General features: G+C 52.3%; 11 protein-coding genes. 8 read left to right on the top strand and 3 right to left on the bottom strand.

Translation table 11 applies throughout. The features are described from left to right. Window positions 1–38: 38 nt before the first annotated feature. Entirely contained in the window at window positions 39–2,438 is a 2,400-nt protein-coding gene (locus P8N76_09660) for a hypothetical protein (protein MDG2381929.1), read from the bottom strand. 365 nt (window positions 2,439–2,803) lie between these two features. On the opposite strand from P8N76_09660, the gene topA reads away from it, so the two are divergent. The 7 genes from topA to P8N76_09695 all read left to right on the top strand — a co-directional run bounded on the left by topA (window position 2,804) and on the right by P8N76_09695 (window position 14,031). After that, complete coding sequence (topA, locus tag P8N76_09665; protein MDG2381930.1) at window positions 2,804–5,533, top strand: type I DNA topoisomerase; 2,730 nt, start codon at window positions 2,804–2,806, stop codon at window positions 5,531–5,533. Window positions 5,534–5,665: 132 nt separating this feature from the next. Beyond that, window positions 5,666–5,938, top strand: coding sequence for a hypothetical protein (locus tag P8N76_09670; GenBank protein MDG2381931.1), 273 nt, complete (start codon window positions 5,666–5,668; stop codon window positions 5,936–5,938). Between the two features lie 136 nt (window positions 5,939–6,074). Further along, window positions 6,075–7,085, top strand: coding sequence for a MoxR family ATPase (locus P8N76_09675; GenBank protein MDG2381932.1), 1,011 nt, complete (start codon window positions 6,075–6,077; stop codon window positions 7,083–7,085). 34 nt (window positions 7,086–7,119) lie between these two features. Beyond that, complete coding sequence (locus P8N76_09680; GenBank protein ID MDG2381933.1) at window positions 7,120–7,998, top strand: DUF58 domain-containing protein; 879 nt, start codon at window positions 7,120–7,122, stop codon at window positions 7,996–7,998. Window positions 7,999–8,007: 9 nt separating this feature from the next. Then, complete coding sequence (locus P8N76_09685) at window positions 8,008–9,840, top strand: VWA domain-containing protein (protein ID MDG2381934.1); 1,833 nt, start codon at window positions 8,008–8,010, stop codon at window positions 9,838–9,840. Continuing rightward, complete coding sequence (locus P8N76_09690) at window positions 9,840–12,428, top strand: FixH family protein (protein MDG2381935.1); 2,589 nt, start codon at window positions 9,840–9,842, stop codon at window positions 12,426–12,428. The genes P8N76_09685 and P8N76_09690 overlap by 1 nt, the downstream gene beginning before the upstream one ends. A gap of 88 nt (window positions 12,429–12,516) precedes the next feature. Continuing rightward, window positions 12,517–14,031 (top strand): hypothetical protein, encoded by a 1,515-nt coding sequence (locus P8N76_09695; protein ID MDG2381936.1) that lies wholly within the window; start codon window positions 12,517–12,519, stop codon window positions 14,029–14,031. Window positions 14,032–14,057: 26 nt separating this feature from the next. Here the strand turns inward: P8N76_09695 and P8N76_09700 are convergent, their stop codons facing one another. Continuing rightward, a complete protein-coding gene (locus P8N76_09700) occupies window positions 14,058–15,296 on the bottom strand; it encodes an NAD(P)/FAD-dependent oxidoreductase (protein MDG2381937.1) in 1,239 nt (412 codons plus the stop codon). 38 nt (window positions 15,297–15,334) lie between these two features. After that, the gene (locus P8N76_09705) at window positions 15,335–16,225 is read right to left on the bottom strand and encodes a TIGR01777 family oxidoreductase (GenBank protein ID MDG2381938.1); all 891 of its coding nucleotides are present in this window, start codon (window positions 16,223–16,225) and stop codon (window positions 15,335–15,337) included. Between the two features lie 327 nt (window positions 16,226–16,552). Here P8N76_09705 and P8N76_09710 point away from each other — a divergent pair, with 327 nt between their 5' ends. Continuing rightward, window positions 16,553–17,803 carry a PQQ-like beta-propeller repeat protein gene (locus tag P8N76_09710; GenBank protein ID MDG2381939.1) on the top strand — a complete coding sequence of 417 codons (1,251 nt, stop codon included), beginning with the start codon at window positions 16,553–16,555 and terminating at the stop codon, window positions 17,801–17,803. The last annotated feature ends 19 nt before the right edge of the window (window positions 17,804–17,822 follow it).

Consider the following 17,822-nt stretch of genomic DNA (forward strand, 5'->3'; position numbering starts at 1 on the left):
GATCATTCCGGGCTCTTCTCATTCTTACCAGGGCTTGCTTAGCGTAGGCGACCGTCCGTCTCCGGGTTCCGCAGCCACTCAACTTCTAGCTGCTTCTCGTACTTGTTGTACCACTCACGTAGCATTTCCCGACTTTCGCTCAGTCCAAGCTGAACGATCTCCGGTGAAAAGCCGGTGCGGAAAAATGTATCTCGGAGCTGATTTGGATTGGAGACATCTGCCTTAAGGTAAACTAGGTAGGCGGTCGTTTCAGGGTTGTTGACTGCAACACTTGACTCACCTTGTTTCAGTTGAAAGACGTCTCTCATGAATGCATTGCCCGCGAAGTCAATTCCTTCAATGCGACTGATTTGCGGAGGCTGATTTGGAAAACTGCCTCGTGACATCCACGAGAAAGGGCCTGCCTCAACCACCTTGCGGTTGGGTGAGTTGCGGAAGAAATCTTCCGGCGTGCGATTGCTGTCTCGAATTTGCTTCGCAGCAGTTTCGGCGGCTTCCTTTGCCTTCGTCAAAGCTTCTTTCATTTTAAGATAGCGCTCAACCTCAGCTTTGCATTCCTCCAGGGTTGGCGTTTTTTCCGCTAATTCCGACGTTTTCCAATACAGGTAGGTTTGATCGCGAACGTATCCCCTAATCTCGCGGGGTTTGTAGTTGATCAAATTATCGGAAAATGCAAGTTGGGCGAACGGTACGAAGTTCGCATTGAACGCCTGGGCAATGGGATAACGAGGGTCACCGGTGAGCGGGTCGATTTCCTGCATTTGAACTACATCCATCAGTGGAATTTCACCACTCGTTAGACCTTGCTCAGAAGCGATCTGTTGCAAATTGGGCGGAGTCGGTTGGGCTCCCTTTTTCTCCATGGCCGTCCAACCCTCGTAGGCCGCACTGTAATCTTCCATCTTGATCCGGATTGCGCTGATGGCTTCTGTTTGTTTCTCGAACGCTCGCGGGGTGGCCAGTTCTGTGCGGATCTGATCAGAAACCTCTTCGAGTGGTTTGAACTCTTCTTTTTCCTCTGGCTGAACACCGTCTGGTAGGTCGTTCAGATCAACGGTGTCATCGTTTGAGATTTCAGCATTGTTGGGGAGAATGTCACTTAAATCAGAATTACCTGAGGGATTTTCTTTGGCTTCTGCCGAGTCGTCTTTGGCCTCTGCCGAGTCGTCTTTGGCTTCTGCCGAGTCGTCTTTGGCTTCTGCCGAGTCGTCTTTGGCCTCTGCCGAGTCGTCTTTGGCTTCTGCCGGGTCGTCTTTGGCCTCTGCCGAGTCGTCTTTGGCCTCTGCCGAGTCGTCTTTGGCTTCTGCCGGGTCGTCTTTGGGAAGCTCTGGATCGGTTGGTGCGTTGGTTACGTCAACCGAATCGTCGCTCTCTTGCTGAAATGGGTCACAGTTATTGTCGATCTCTTCTGTCGACTCGTCTTCGTTCGTCTCTGTACCCGCTGTTGGCAGAGCGTCGGTTGCTTCCGAACTGGCATCGTTTTCGTTGACAGCAGCAGCAGGGGGCGTTTGAATGCCGAAGTCACTTTCGTTGGGCAGTTGGGTGTTCCGGAAATTTTCTTTGTTCTCGTTGTAGTAGCTCTCGATTTCCTCGGGAGTAATCTGCTTTTTTTCCTCCTCCAGGAAAGAGTCCAGATTCGCCGTGACGTATTGCAGGCTGATTTTTTTTCGTTGTTTGAAACCGGGGTTTGGCGAGCTTGGGAAAGAATATTGGTCTTTTCCTGCTTCGTACTCGCTTTTTATTTCGGCCTCAGCCGGTGGATTGATTCGATCCAGGTACTCTGATGCATTGAATGGGACCGCTTCGATGCGGACTTGGCGGTTTAAGCGTTGGAAATAATCCCAGGATGCGGCGGGAGTTGCCGGGTACAATCCTCGATTAAAGAGCTCGATAAACCTGAGAGCGAGCAATTCCTGTCGCATTGCGTTGTAAAAACGGGTTACCGACCACTGACCCTGCGTCAGATTTTTCAGCACCTCTGAGAAATCTTTGGAGACAAGCTGATTTTGCGTATATCTCAGTAAGAAACCGTTAATCGACTCATTGCTAACCACCAATCCCATTTCTTGGGCTTTTTGCGAAAGAATCAGCGTTTGTAGCAAGGATCTTTCGTCCACACTGTCCGGAATTCCCAGAGATCTTTGCGGAGTTGCACCGGCTTCTACGGCAAGTCCGTTGATGCGTCGCATAAATTCACGCAAGACAATCCGCGTAGAACGCATACTCGTCATGTCCTGTTCGCTTAATGTCTCAGTTGACCGAGCGGACGGATCGGCTTTGAGTTTGACGACAGGATCGCCCTTGGTGGGCCGAGTTCCCCCCGTGCCCATCCACTGGCTGACGATGCCTCCGACGGTGAAAACAATCATCAAAGCGACACCAAAAACCCCCAAAAGGATTTTTTGATGCTTACGAAATGCTGCGAGTGGGTTCGACATCGTGGGTCCTCACGGTCTAATCTACGGCCGAGATTGACCGGCATGCCGACTTGACAAGTCGGAGGAGAGCGTATTATTTGATTTGCCTAGCCCGGCACCCGGGAAGACGGCTGATTGTATGGAGACTGGATGCAAATTCAATCCCAAAAAGGCTTGTCTTGGAAGCAACGTCCGGTAGACACTTGAGCTATTATACGGATGATCAAGTTGGGATGGACCGATCAGGCCGAAATTATCGTTCGTGCGAAGCGGCGAAAAGGAATGGAATTATCGGCAAAGGTCTAGCCGATAATGTGAGCAGTTTGCAGTTTTTAGCGGTGGCGAATCACCGTTTTCCCAGGCATTTTTATTCAAGAATTTGAGCTATGGCTAAGAAATCATCCGGCGAAAAAAGGAAATCGTTGGTGATCGTTGAGTCACCGGCGAAGGCAAAAACGATTTCAAAATTTCTTGGGAGCGACTACACGGTCGAGGCTAGCATCGGCCACATTCGTGATTTGCCTCAAGGTTCGAAAGAGGTGCCCGAGGAGTTCAAGAAGGAAGACTGGGCATATTTGGGGGTTAATGTCCAGGAAGATTTTAAACCAGTTTATATCGTGCCGCCTGGTAAGAAGCAGCAAGTAACGAAATTACGTAAAGCTCTGAAGGAATCCAAAGACCTCTTTCTGGCGACGGACGAAGATCGGGAAGGGGAAGCGATCAGTTGGCATTTGCTGGAGTTGCTCAAGCCGAAGGTGCCAGTCAGGCGCTTGGTGTTTCACGAAATCACGAAGCCTGCCATCGAAGACGCTTTGGCCCATCCCCGCGAGATCGACGAAGGGCTGGTTCGTGCTCAAGAGACTCGGCGAATTCTTGACCGACTCTATGGCTACGACGTCTCGCAATTATTGTGGAAGAAGGTTGGTCCCGGTCTGTCGGCAGGTCGTGTACAGAGTGTGGCGGTTCGCTTGATTGTCGAGCGTGAGCGAGAGCGAATTGCGCACGTTTCATCGACCTATTGGGATTTAATCGGTGCGTTTGCCAAGTTGAATGGCGAATCGTTTGAGGCGACCTTAATGTCGGTGGATGGCAAGAAGATTCCACGAGCCAAGGACTTCGACACGTCCACGGGTAAGCTAAAGAACGATTCGCTGCATCTGATGGACGAAGCAGCAGCCAACCAGTTGGCCGCGAAACTTGCGACGGCCGAATTTCGAATCGCTTCGTTAGAGGTCAAGCCTTTCACGGAAAAACCCAAGGCTCCGTTCACCACCAGCACCATGCAACAAGAGGCGAACCGAAAGCTCAGTTTCACGGCTCGTCGCACGATGAATGCGGCTCAAAGCCTATACGAAAATGGTTACATCACTTACATGCGTACGGATTCAACGACACTAGCCGACGTTGCCGTGAATACGGCGAGGAACCTGGTCAAGTCGGAGTACGGTGATGACTATCTTTACGATAAGCCGCGTGTGTACGCATCTAAGGTAAAGAATGCTCAGGAGGCTCATGAGGCAGTGCGCCCCGCGGGTGCCGATTTTCCGACGCCCCAGTCTTTGAAGAGTAAGCTGAATGCGGATGAATACAAACTCTATGATTTGATTTGGAAACGGACTGTAGCAAGCCAAATGTCTGATGCTCGTAAGCGTCGGATTATCATTACGGTGGAAGGTGCGGGCGCGGTTTTCCAAACAAGTGGAACCACGATTGACTTCGAAGGATTCTTGCGTGCGTATGTGGAAGGATCTGACGATCCAAAAGCAGAGTTGGCGGACAAAGAAACCTTATTGCCTGCCGTCGTTGAGGGGGAAGAGATCAAGTGCAATTCGACTGATCCAAAAAGTCATACGACGCAGCCACCAGCGAGATTTACCGAAGCCACATTGACACGGACCTTGGAAGAGAAGGGCATTGGGCGTCCGAGTACTTACGCGTCGATCATCGACACGATTCAGGCACGTGATTATGTCTTCAAAAAGGGAAATGCACTGGTCCCAAGCTGGACAGCATTTACGGTGGTTCGTTTGCTTGAAGAGCATTTACCTTCACTCGTTGACTACGAGTTTACAGCGCAAATGGAAGACTTTTTGGATGCAATCAGTCGACAGGAGACTGAGCACGTTACGTATTTGAAGGAGTTCTATTTTGGGAATGGAAAGCCAGGACTCAAGACGCGTTTGCAATCCAAAGAGAAGGAAATTGATCCTCGTGTCATGAGTCGCTTCCCAGTCGGGACGCCTGTCGCGGAGGGCGATCCGATTGTGTTGCGAGTTGGTAAGTATGGGCCGTTTCTAGAGCAAGGTGAGAATAAGGCCTCTTTGCCCGACGGAATGGCGCCCGATGAACTGACTCTTGAGCGGGCTATTGATTTACTTGAGAAAGCTGCCAAGGACGATGAACCGCTTGGGGTTTGTCCGGACACTCACAAACCGGTCTTCATGAAGCAGGGGCGATTTGGGCCCTATATTCAGCTTGGTTTGCCGGAAGACGGTGAAAAACCGAAGAATGCCTCCTTGCTGAAAGAGATGAAGCCGGAGGATGTGGATCTGGGAATTGCTCTGAAGCTGCTGTCGTTGCCCAGGGACTTGGGCGAGCACCCTGAGTCGAAAGAATCGGTCATGGCCTTCAACGGTCGATATGGACCGTACGTCAAATGCGATAAGGAGACGCGATCGTTGCCGGCTGACGTTTCACCGTTGGAGGTAACGTTGGAGCAGGCTTTGCATTTACTCGCGCAGCCGAAGACGCGAGGTCGCGGACGTGGTGCACCCAAAGAACCGATTAAGACATTCGACAATTCTCCCGTCACCGAGGAGCCCATCAAATTGCTCGAGGGGCGATATGGCCCGTATGTAACTGACGGAACGACCAATGCGTCGCTGCCGAAGGGCACGTCTCCGGAAGAGACCACCTTTGAAGTTGCCGTCCAATTGTTAGCCGAACGAGCGGCTCGTGCGCCGAAGAAGAAGGCGAAAAAGAAAAAAGCGGCCAAGAAGACAGTGAAGAAGAAAAAGGCCGCTGCAAAGAAAACAACGAAGAAGAAAGTAACCAAAAAGAAGGCTGCTGCCAAAAAAACCACCAAGAAGAAGGCCGCAAAAAAAACAGCTAGTTGAGAGGGTGGCTTTCTGACCTGATGCGGTCCGACTCCACACACTCTCTCTTGCACTCAATTCCGCGAAGGGTGGTTTGTTTTGCCACCGATCGCTGTCGCGGATGGCCCGTTAATATTGGGTGCTCAGGTCGTTATGCCGCGCTGGACAAGTTCAACACGAATACGTGTCTGGGGACGGAAGAATGCCTGGAGCTCATCGCCGGATTCCGGGTATCGTGGGCCTGGCAGCGAGTGTGACATCAAACTCGAAATAGAAGGTGACGACAAAAACGGTTACCATCTTATAATGTCACCCGACGGTTTCTTCACTGCCGATACGTGGATTCAGACCTTGGAAGAAGCAATTCGGGATGGGGAGGAACGGTTTGGTATTGCGCCCCAGGATTGGAAGCGACGCGAGGTCTAGCTTATCCTGATGTCGCAAACGTATCGATCGAAGTGAGAATTGCCTGTCTGGCTTGTTTCGCTTGGCAGTCTCGGTTGCTTGGTGTTTTCTCCTGCGTATTGTCATTTCGCTGGCCCGAAATTTGAGGATGATATTTGTGTCAGATTGCCAGGATTTGAAAGACGAACTGCTCGGGTTTCGCGACGACTACGCCAAACTCAAAGCCGAAGTCGCGAAGGTGGTTGTTGGTCAGGATGAAATCGTCGAGGCGACATTGACCGCATTGATTGCCGGAGGTCACGTGCTGTTAGAAGGCGTCCCCGGGCTCGGGAAAACCTTGTTGGTGCGAACGCTTGCCGACGTATTGGAAAGCCATTTTTCCCGTATCCAATTCACACCCGATCTGATGCCTGCTGACCTGATTGGCACCAATGTTTTGTTGGAGGCAGCAGGCGGGGATCGACAGTTCGAGTTTCAGAAAGGGCCGATCTTCACGAATGTTTTGCTGGCTGACGAGATTAATCGAGCTACGCCCAAGACTCAGTCCGCGTTGTTGGAGGCCATGCAAGAACACGCAGTAACGGTTGCCGGTAAACGTTACTCGCTCGACGGGTTGTTTTTTGTGATGGCGACCCAAAATCCGTTGGAAATGGAAGGTACCTATCCGTTGCCCGAAGCTCAGCTCGATCGATTTCTCTTTAAGTTGCTTGTGAAGTTTCCCACGACAGAACAGATCGAAACGATCTTGGATCGCACCACCGAAACCGATCAACCGGTCGCCAACTCAGTTTTGGATTCGCAACGCGTGGTCGCCATGTGTCGGTTGGCGCGGCAGGTTCCCATTGCTGATCCGATTCGCCGTTACGGTATTTCATTGGTGATGGCGACCCATCCGGAACAAGCAGAGGCCTCGGAGTTAACCAAGCGATACGTGCGGTACGGTTCGAGTCCACGTGGTGCACAATCTCTGATTCTGGCCGCTAAGATACGAGCCATCTTGGATGGTCGCCTAAATGTGGCTCAAGATGATCTGCAAAAGGTTGTGCACAATGTGTTGCGACATCGTCTTATTTTGAATTTTGAGGGGCAAGCCGAAGGCATTCAGCCAGACGATGTCATCGATGATATATTGAAACACGTCACCCAATCCACTTCGATCGCGGACTAATTTAACTAGGCGACTGTTCGCTACGGGTGATTTTATGGCGTTATTTGACTCTGATTTTCTGAGCAAGTTGGAATACCTTTCGCTGGTGTCTAAACGCGTCTTTCGCGGGCAACTCCTGGCACAACGCCGGACAAAACAGCTGGGCGCTGGAGTTGAGTTCTCAGAACATCGGGAATATACCACCGGAGATGATTTGCGATATCTGGACTGGAGTGTACTGGCACGACACGACGAGCTGTTATTAAAACGTTTTCAAGAAGAGCAGGACTTGCATGTCTATCTGTTCCTCGACTGTTCCCAAAGTATGCGGTTTGGCGAGCCTCAAAAGTTTGATTACGCAAGACAGATCACTGCAGCGCTCGCCTATATTGCCCTTGCCGACTTAGATCGAGTTTCCATTAATGCATTCGCGGGTGAGATCTTGGCAACCTACCCACTTACTCGTGGTAAGGATTGTGTGCTCTCGTTGCTGAGTTTTCTGGAAGAGCTAGAGCCAGTGGGACAGGATACGAATCTCGAGCGTTGTGCCACGGATTTCGTGCATCGACAGAGCAGGTCTGGATTGGCCATTGTGGTGAGCGACTTGATGGACCCTCATGGCTATCGAGAGGGGCTTGATCGCTTAAGATTTCATCGTTTTGAACCCTATCTGGTCCACCTTTATCATCAAAATGAGGCTAATCCTCAGCTTCGCGGTGATGTCGAACTGGTCGATGCCGAAACGAGGGAGAGAAAAAAGGTTACGGTCAATGAACGTGGCTTAGCACGTTATCGCCAAGTATTCCAGCAATTTCTCGAATCCTCGCAGGATTACGCCGCTCGATATGGCATGGGATACGTACAGAGTTCAACCGAGTTGCCGTTTGACGAATTGGTATTGCGAATGATGCGTCACTCCGGAACTGTGTCCTGAGGTGTTTTCATGCAGTTGGCTGTTCCTAACGCTTTGTTATGGCTACTGCTGGCGTTGCCGATCCTCGCCCTTTACCTCTTGAAGGTGCAGTTGCGCCGAGAGTCCGTATCTACGACTATGTTTTGGGAACAGGTCTTTGAGGAGCAAACGCCTCGCGCCATCTGGCAACGCTTACGGCAAATTGTTTCGTTGCTGTTGCAATTGCTATTCCTGGCTCTCGTGGTTTTCGCACTTGCCAATCCCTTGTTTATCTCGCAATTAGATCAAGCGCGGCGGATCGTCGTTGTTGTCGATGATTCTGCCAGTATGTCAGCAACTGATGTGAGTCCGTCTCGTTTTGAATGGGCCAGGCAGCAAGCGGAACGGTTGATCGAGGAATTACGTGTAGGTGATCAGATGGCGATCATATCCACTGCAAACGCCGCTGTTGAGATCGGCTTGACCGACCATCGACGTAGTTTGCGCCATGCATTATCTGAGTTGAATCCAACCGATGCTCCAGCCCACCTGGATCAGGCTCTGAACGTCGCGCGACGTCTTGTTGCCGATCATGGGAACGTCAAAATTATTTTGCTGACCGATCAGGAAATCGCTTTGAGCGAAGCCGAACACGTGGTGGAGCTTCGCACTTGTGGCGGATCGGCCGTAAATCGAGGGATTACCCAGCTGCAAGTGCGGCGGAATCTTGATGATCTGGTGGGATTTCAAACACTGGTCGAAGTGGGTAACTTTTCCGATGAGCCAGCCTCGCTACGACTGGAAATGAGTCTTGAAAATCGATTGCTTGATGTAATCCCATTGGAACTTAAAGCAGATGAGGTGCGCACCTTGGTGCTCGATTATGCGAGTGCTGAGGGCGGAAGATTGGTGGCGCGTTTGGATCAAAAGGATCTCCTCGCATGTGACAATCAAGCTTTTGCCGTCGTGGTGCCTCGACCCGTGCAGCCGGTGATACTGGTGACTCCCGGGAGTGTGTTTCTGGAAAGCGTTTTGTCGGTTATCCCTCAATTAGAAGTTGTCGTGACTCCCGATTTGCCTGGAGAAATTCCGGAAGGGTCGATCTTGATTCTGCACCGCACTCGTCTGGAACAGGTGCCATCCGGAAATGTGTTTGTGATTGACCCAATTACGGATTCAGATTGGTGGGAGTTGCAAGCTGCGATACGTGATCCCATCGTCGTGTCGCAGGATTCAGTAAGTCCTCTCATGACCCATGTAAATCTTGAAAATGTGGTTTTTCCCGGCGCCCGCAAGTTGCGGTTCACGACAGAGTATCAAACGCTTGCAGAGTCATTGGATGGAAACCCGCTCTACCTGGCAAGTCAGCGAAACGGCACTCGTCTCTTGTTGCTGACGACCGAGTTACTGCGAGGTGATTTACCTTTGCGGACGGCTTTCCCGATTCTGATGTCGAACGCGATTGCTTGGTTTCAAGATGGGAATGCTGACCTGCAGAGTGCAATTGCGACGGGGCGGACGGCGCAAATCACTTTGCCGCATCTTGCTGCCGGTGAGCAAGCCGATTGGCAAATCAGCGATCCCCAGGGAGAGACCCGACCTGTGCAGGCTGGTAAAGTTGTCATTGGGCCTTTGGATCACGTCGGTTTTTACGAACTGGAACCAATGGAGGAAGCCGGCACAGAAACAGAGATTGAGACGGTCACATTGGCCTGTAACCTTGCAAGTCAGACGGAGAGTGATATTCGGACAACAACGAATGTCTCCCATTGGAGTGAGCTCGGCGGTTGGGGACACTATCCGATCTGGTTTTACCTGACGTTTGCTGCTCTGCTGTTAAGCGCAATCGAATGGTACCTTTATCAGCGGAGGTGGGTCGGCTGATGCTTGATTCTCTGCCGCTTGAATTTGCGCGACCAACGATGTTGGTGTTTGCGGTGTTCTTGATTCCCTGGCTCGCTTTCGGCGCCTGGCGAAGCCTCGTTGATCTGCCCAACGCCCAACGGCATCTGCTGTTTGGGGTTCGACTTGTGCTAGGGATGCTATTGGTTTGTGCCATGGCAGGATTAGTTTGGTTGCGAACGACGAACCAACGGTTTGTTGTTGTCGCGATTGATCAAAGTCGTAGCGTTGGCGAGGAAGGCCAACAGTTGATTCGTGACTGGATTGCAAACGCCCAGGCGGCTGCGGGCGATGCTCGAGTCGTTTTTCTGCCCTTTGCAGCGACGCCGGGAAATGTGAGCGAGGACTTTTTAGCGGCGAACGACAGGGCCGGGATTCGCCCAGCGGGTTGGAGTGATTTGGCGTCGAATCTAGCTGCTGCTGTGGAGACTGCGAGGGCGGTTATTCCGCCGAATTATGTGCCCGAAGTGGTTCTCTTGTCGGACGGCAATCAAACCGTGGCCGATGTTCATCGCATTGCTTCGCTAGGCGAGATTCCAATATCGACCATTCCCTTGCCTGATCCCCGTGATCCGGAAGTGCAGCTGTCAGCGGTCGACGTGCCCACTCAAGTGCGGGAAGGTGAACCGTTTAATCTGGAAGTGGTGATTGATAGTACGCGGCAACAATCTGCCGAACTTAATCTCTTTCGCGATGATCTTAAGATTGATACGAAAACGGTTCGCTTGCAAATTGGCGAAAATCGATACTTGGTGCCGCAGCAAGTGGCGGGGCAAAGGAAAGTAGTCTACACCGTACGCGTTGGGGCGATTGAGGATACTTTCCTAAACAACAATCAAGCATCCGGGTCTGTTAACGCGACGGGAAAGCCACGAGTGTTGTTAATCGATAGCGATCCCGCGACAACAGACGTGCTGCGTTGGGCACTTGAAGAACAACAGATCCACGTTGATTTGCGCCCGCCCCAGGGGCTGCCCCAAAAACTTGATGCGCTCCAGACTTACGACGCGGTTCTGCTCTCTAACGTACCTGCGACGGAGATTTCACTGCGACAGATGCAGAATTTACGCAGCTATGTCTATGATTTTGGAGGTGGGCTGTTGGTTGTAGGAGGCGATCAGGCGTTTGGGCTCGGAGGTTATTATCGCACGCCACTTGAAGAAATGCTCCCCGTCCGCAGTGACTCCAAAAAGGATAAAGAAAAGCCTAGCTTGGCGATTGTTTTGATTATCGATCGATCAGGTTCGATGGCAAAGGATAAGCTGGAATTAGCTAAAGATGCTGCCCGCGGCGCGGTCGAATTGTTGGGGCCACGTGATCAGGTTGGTGTGATTGCTTTCGACAATAGCTCTCATTGGATCAGTGAATTGCATTCTGCATCTGACAAGGAATTTATCGTTAACCGCATTCGTACACTGGCGACAGGCGGTGGAACCAATATGTACCCGGCGTTGGCAGATGCATATCGGGCGTTGCAGACAGCGGTCGCAAAGCTGAAACACGTGATTATTCTGACGGACGGGATTTCAGCACCGGGAGATTTTGCCGGAGTGACTGCCGACATGGTCGCACAGCGCATCACTGTGTCCACCGTGGCAGTGGGGGACGGTGCCGATGAGAAAACTCTGCGAGATATTGCCGAAATCGGCAGCGGACGTTTCTATCTTTGTGATGATCCGCAAGCCGTGCCACAGATCTTTGCTAAAGAAACGGTGACAGCAAGTCGATCTGCCATCAACGAACTGCCTTTCCTGCCTCAACAGGCCCGCGTGACGCGAATTCTGGATGGCGTTGATCTCGAAAACTCGCCTCCACTGCTTGGTTTTGTTGCCACGCGAGCGAAACCGACGAGTGAGATTGTGCTGACGACGGAGGAGGGAGACCCTCTCTTGGCATGGTGGCGATATGGACTCGGTAAGACGATGGTCTTTACCTCGGATGCAAAAAGTCGTTGGGCATCCGAGTGGATGTCGTGGCCTGACTTTCCCGCCTTTTGGGCTCAGTTGACGCGAAGCGTGATGCGAAATCGCGACGTTCAGCAAGGCGAGTTGAATTTGAGGCAACTGGACGACGCGCTGGAGGTGACGCTGGACGTTGTTGATTCAAACGGGCAATTTCAAAATCAACTTGTTACGCAGTTAACTCTGGTGCGACCAGCTGATCAGGTTGAAAAAGAGACCTATGTCGTGCCGCAGACCGCACCAGGGCGATACTCAATTCGCATCCCGATAAAAGATGAGGGTGCTTATTTTGTTGATCTTACGCAAACTGAAAACAATCAAGTTGTACTTCAGACCTCACAAGGTTTTGATGTGGGCTACCCAGCCGAATTGCGACTGAAACCCACCGATTCCGACTTGTTACGGCGAGTTTCCGATGCCTCGGGGGGCCAGTTCAATCCCACGGCGGCCGAGTTTTTTCAGAAAACGATGCCGCCGGCTTCACGTGCGGAACCTTTGTGGCCCTGGTTGCTCTCGTTTTCACTGTTCTTGTTGGTGATTGACATTGCTTTACGTCGGACCGACCTTTCCAGCTGGGGATTAGGTCGATCGAAGCGGCCGGTTCGTTGAGTTGAGCATGTCATCCGTGTTAGAAATCTTGTAGGCTGAACGATCAGCAGTTCGTCGGAGTAGGCTATGCAACTCGTCGGAGTAGGCTATGCAACACAGTGAGTTGCACAAACGATTGCGCCCCATTCAAAAACGCATGCACCGTTTTGCGGTACTTCGATCTGCGATTCATGCGCTTTTGGTTGGGTCTGCGTTGGCATTGCTGCTTGCCGTTCTGAGACTCGCTGGCGTTCCGCTCCTAGTTTGGGTTGCATCCATCATTCCACTCTTGGTGGTGAGTGTTGGGATAGCTCTTGCCTTTCTTGAAAAACCATCCTGGATGAATGTGGCACGTGAAGTGGATCAGGTTTACGTGCTGAAAGATCGCGCTCTGACCGCGGTCTGCCTGACTGAAAAAAGTGATTTGGTTCCATTACAACAGTTGCAAATCGACGATGCGCTTCTCCATCTTCAAGCGGTTTCAGCAAATCGGGTTATTCCGCGAGTCATGCCCCAGGTGTTCCCTTTTGCCTGTCTGTTGTTGCTTACCGCTTGGCTACTGCTTACCTTGCCCTTTGCATCAGGCAAGGGCGACACGGGACCAAAATCCGTTCGCCCCGAATTGGTACGCTTGGCCGAAGAACTTGAGCTGGAATTGGTCGACCCTTTACGTCAGCTGTCTCAACCTGACCGAAAGAAGGATGCGGACAAGGAAGAAACCAAGTGGGATGCGAAAGAGCGAGAAACGTTGAACGATTTGACAGCCGACCTTGATCGGATGGTCAAGCAAATGAAGTTGCCTGGTGTTGACTCGCGAGAGGCGCTTGCCACGCTGTCCGAAATGCAAACTAGAATTGCTGATGCCCAAAAAGAATGGGATCTCTCACATCTCAATCCCAGCATGCAAGAATTGGGCCAGGCGCTACAGCAAGCGGATGCGATGAAAAGTGCCGGTAGGGCTCTCGAGGACCTGGACTATTTGGCGGCAGCGAATGATCTTAATCAGTTTGAACCTGAAAAGGTCACGTCTCGAGAAAAGGCCGAACTGTTCGGGGAACTTGCACAACTGGCGGATGATTTTCGTGACCAAGACCAAGCCAAGTTGGCGAAGCTTACCGACGAGTTGGCCAATTCTTCAAAAGCGGATGATGATTCGGCGGCTATCAACAACCTCGCCAAGCAAAAATCGTCCGCCTCAAGTCTGGCCGATTTCTCGAGACAATTGGCAGCGAGAAAAGCACTGCTGAGCAGTTTGGCGAAACAAAAATCGAAAATCAATGAGGCGAAGGGCGTTGCTCGGAGTGGTGGAACAAGCGAAAGGCCCACAAAACAACCGAGACGGACGTGGGGCAGAGGCTCCTCACCTGAATCCTTGCAGCAGCCGGCTACTGCAGATCTGGCTTCACAACGAAAACGCGAAACGATCTCCGGGATCGCCGGCGAAGGGCCTGCTGAGAAAGAGTTAGCCGGTTCAGCTCCGACGGATGAGACAAAACGAGTTGAATACGAGCAACGGTTTAAGCAGTTCGAGCGGGCGGCCGAAGGCGTCCTGGAGCAAGAGGCTTTGCCGCTGGGCCACCGGGAAACAATTCGGAAGTACTTTCATGCGATTAAGCCGGAATGACCTCGTCGTTTCGAACTCTTCGCCTCTCAGGTGCTCGCAGTGTCTTCCGATTGTGACACCATCGGATCCATGTCATTGAAGATCTTTCCTACACCCTCGTGCCAAACACGGCCAATCAGAAGATCGGTCAAGTTGCCCTGATGCTCTGGATGTGCCTTCATGAACTGACCGAAACTGAAATCGTCCGTGTAGAAGGCGTGGACGAGCTTTCGGATCCATTGGGCCCCCTTCTTGAAGTCTTCTGCCCAGCCGCCGAGCTGTTGCCCGGAAAGATCATTCTTTTCAAAACCCGCGACAATTGCATCTGCGGCCAGCTCACCCGACTTCAACGCGAGGTAGACGCCGGAAGAGTAGACTGGATCAATAAAACCGAACGCATCACCGACCAAGACCCAACCATTGCCAGCATGCTTGTGACTCCAATAAGAAAACTCTTTGGCGACGTGAAATGAGCCTTCTTGTCGGCCAGGTTGGATCCGTCTCGCGACGGCTTCGCACTTTTCTAGCTCCTCTTGAAACGTGTCTTCGGGAGTCCCACGTCCCTTCAACAAATGATCGTTATCGCCCACGACTCCAACGCTGACGATGTCGTCTGCCAGCGGGATGTACCAAAACCATGCCTTCTTGTCGCTCGTGAGTAGAATCAAGGTCGTGTTCTTGCTTGGGACTTCCGCTCTCGCGGCTCCGCGGTAGTAGGTCCAGATCGATGCCTTCCTGAGACGGCGATTAAATTCTTGAAGCCCAAGCCGGCTGGCAATCATGGCGGATTGCCCCGAACCATCGACAAGAACTTTTGCTTCGATGTCGTACGAACTGCCGTCCGTTCGCCGCATTTGAACCCGATGCGGACCTTGCTCTCGAAATTCGATCGCGGTGACGCGAGTTTCATCGCGGCAGACCGCTCCTTTTTCTGCCGCGTTGTCGAACAACATCTGGTCAAAACGGGCACGCTCGACGTGCCAGGTCGTTGATGATTCCCGATCATCGTGTTCGCGGAAAAAAAAGGGCTGCGATTCTTTTCCCGATTGGGTGACAAATTGGACACCTGACTTGGGGACGAAGCCCGACCGCTTCATTTTATCGAGAACACCCAAGCGTTGGAGCGTCCAGTAAGTCTCTGGCATTAACGACTCACCCACGTGGAATCGAGGCACTTTTTCTCTCTCGACGACGAGTGTCGAGTGGCCGGACTCGGCAACGAGAGCGCCCGTGGTGCAACCGCCGGGGCCGCCTCCAATAACAACGCAGTCAAATTGATCGGTCATAAATTTTCCGCTGATAATTCGTCGTGCGGGGAGCTAACTCAGCCAAGCAAACTCTGCAGAGCGATAGCAAGATTAGGATGTTGGAAGGTGTAACCGGTAGCTTGTAGTTTCTGGGGGTAGACTCGGGCACTGCTTAAAAGCAGTGCGTCTGCCATCTCGCCCAGGGCCATTTTCGCAGCAACTGCGGGCATTGGGAAGATTGTCGGTCGTTTTAACACTCCACCCAGGGCTTTCGTGAACTCGAGATTCGTAGCAGGTTCCGGAGCGACTGCGTTGACAGGCCCTACTAATTCAGCGTGCGAAATCGAGTGCTCGATGGAGCCCACGGCGTCAGCAAGGGAGATCCAACTCCAGTACTGGCGGCCGTTCCCGACTCGCCCTCCTGCTCCAAAGCGGAACGGCAAAAGCATATTTTTCAACGCGCCACCCTTTGGACTCAGAATAATCCCAAAACGCAGGTTGATGACGCGAATTCCTGCGTCTTTCGCCGGTTGTGTCGCGGCTTCCCACTCGCGACACACCTCAGCAAGGTAGGTGGATCCATTGGAGGCCTCCTCGACCAGTTTTTCGTCGCCCCGATTCCCATAAAAACCGATTGCTGAGGCAGAAACCAACACTTTTGGTTTAATTTCGAGCTCTGCGAGTGCCTTCGAGAGCAGAGTGGTTCCGTTGACCCGACTATCCCGAATTCGGGCTTTTTTGGCTGCCGTCCAGCGACCGTCTGCGATGTTGTCGCCGGCCAGGTGGACAACCGCATCAAATCCGGTCATTTGATCGAGCGGCAGCAGACCCTGCTCGGGCGACCAGTGGATCGAGTCCTCTGACCCTTCGGAGCGCGTCAGCGTGGTGATTTGACAGGAATCTGACGACATTTGCCGCCGCAACGCAGTCCCCACGAGACCGCTTCCCCCGGATACGAGTAATTTCATTGAAGCTGCCTTTGGAGTATATTCGGGGCTCGTTTCCGATCGATCGTTCGGAGCTATGGAAGTCATCTTAACTCACCTCATGGACGTATCTCGGGTTGCGGGCCAAATCGCGGGCCGGCGGACATAACCGATAAAAGGAGACGAAAAATAACTCGAGCTTTCTTGAATGCAAATGGTTCATGCGTTAAGTCTTTGCTACCCAACAGGTTGTGTTTTTTTGAGTTGGCGAAATTGAGCAAGGTTCTATAGTGGCGCTTGATTCATAGCGATGCGGCGACCGAACGATGGTTGACGCGTGATGGAAACCCTCGATGGAGCTGGCTTAGCATGAGAAAAAAAAACCTCCTTACGATCGCCGTCTGGGCACTCACCATCAGTTTCGGCTTGCACGCCGGCGCGGCGGAGTCCGAGTGGAGCCAGTGGCGGGGACCTCAGCGCGATGGGCATGCGTCAGGGCCCGTCTGGCCCGATAAACTGGATGACACATCGCTGGTAAAGCAGTGGGAAGTGAAGCTGGGGCCGAGTTATTCGGGGCCGATTGTTCGCGGTGATCGGGTGTTTGTGACCGAAACGATAGATAAAAAGTCGGAGCGGGTGACCGCCTTCGATCGCAACACTGGCGAACAATTGTGGTCCCAGGAATGGGAAGGTGCTGTGAGCGTTCCCTTCTTTGCTCGATCGAACGGGAGTTGGATTCGCGCGACACCGGCCACTGATGAAGAGACGCTTTATGTGGCAGGGATCCGTGATGTGTTGGTGGCGCTCGACATCGAAACGGGAACGGAGAAGTGGCGTATTGATTTCGTCGAGGAACTGGAGACTCCAGTACCGACTTTCGGGTACGTTTCATCGCCATTAATCGATGGAGAATACATTTACGTTCAGGCAGGGGCGTCGGTAATCAAAATCGACAAGCAGAGCGGAGACATTGTCTGGCGGTCGATGAACGATGGTGGTGGCATGAACGGTAGCGCCTTTTCCTCGCCGGTCATCGAGACCATGGGAGGCGAACGGCAATTGTTGGTGCAGAGTCGAACGACACTCGCCGGACTGTCGCTGGAGACGGGCGAACTTCTTTGGAGTCAGGATATCCCCGCTTTTCGTGGCATGAACATCGTGACACCGACGAAGATTGGTGAGCGGTTGTTCACGAGCAGTTACGGCGGTAAGTCTTTCATGTTCGGAATTGACAAGACGCCGGAAGGATTTTCTGTTTCGGAAAGATGGGAAAACAAAGTACAGGGCTATATGTCTTCGCCGGTGGTGGTCGACAATCACATCTATCTTCATCTCCGAAATCGGCGCTTTGCGTGTCTCGATGCGGAGACCGGTGAGGACAAATGGATCACCAAGCCGTTCGGTCAGTACTGGAGTCTGTTGGCTCAGGGGGACCGCATTCTGGCTTTGGATGAACGAGGCGAATTGTTGTTGATCGCGGCAAACCCGATCGAATTTGAGATTCTCGATCGGAAGAAGGTCAGCGAGGAGTCGACTTGGGCTCATCTCGCTTTCGATCGTGGGCAACTATTCGTTCGAGACCTGAAGGGACTAACTGCCTATCGCTGGGCGAAAGATTGACAGGCGTTCGCGTCGTGAA

The organism is Pirellulaceae bacterium, from assembly GCA_029243025.1.
Classification (GTDB): Bacteria; Planctomycetota; Planctomycetia; order Pirellulales; family Pirellulaceae.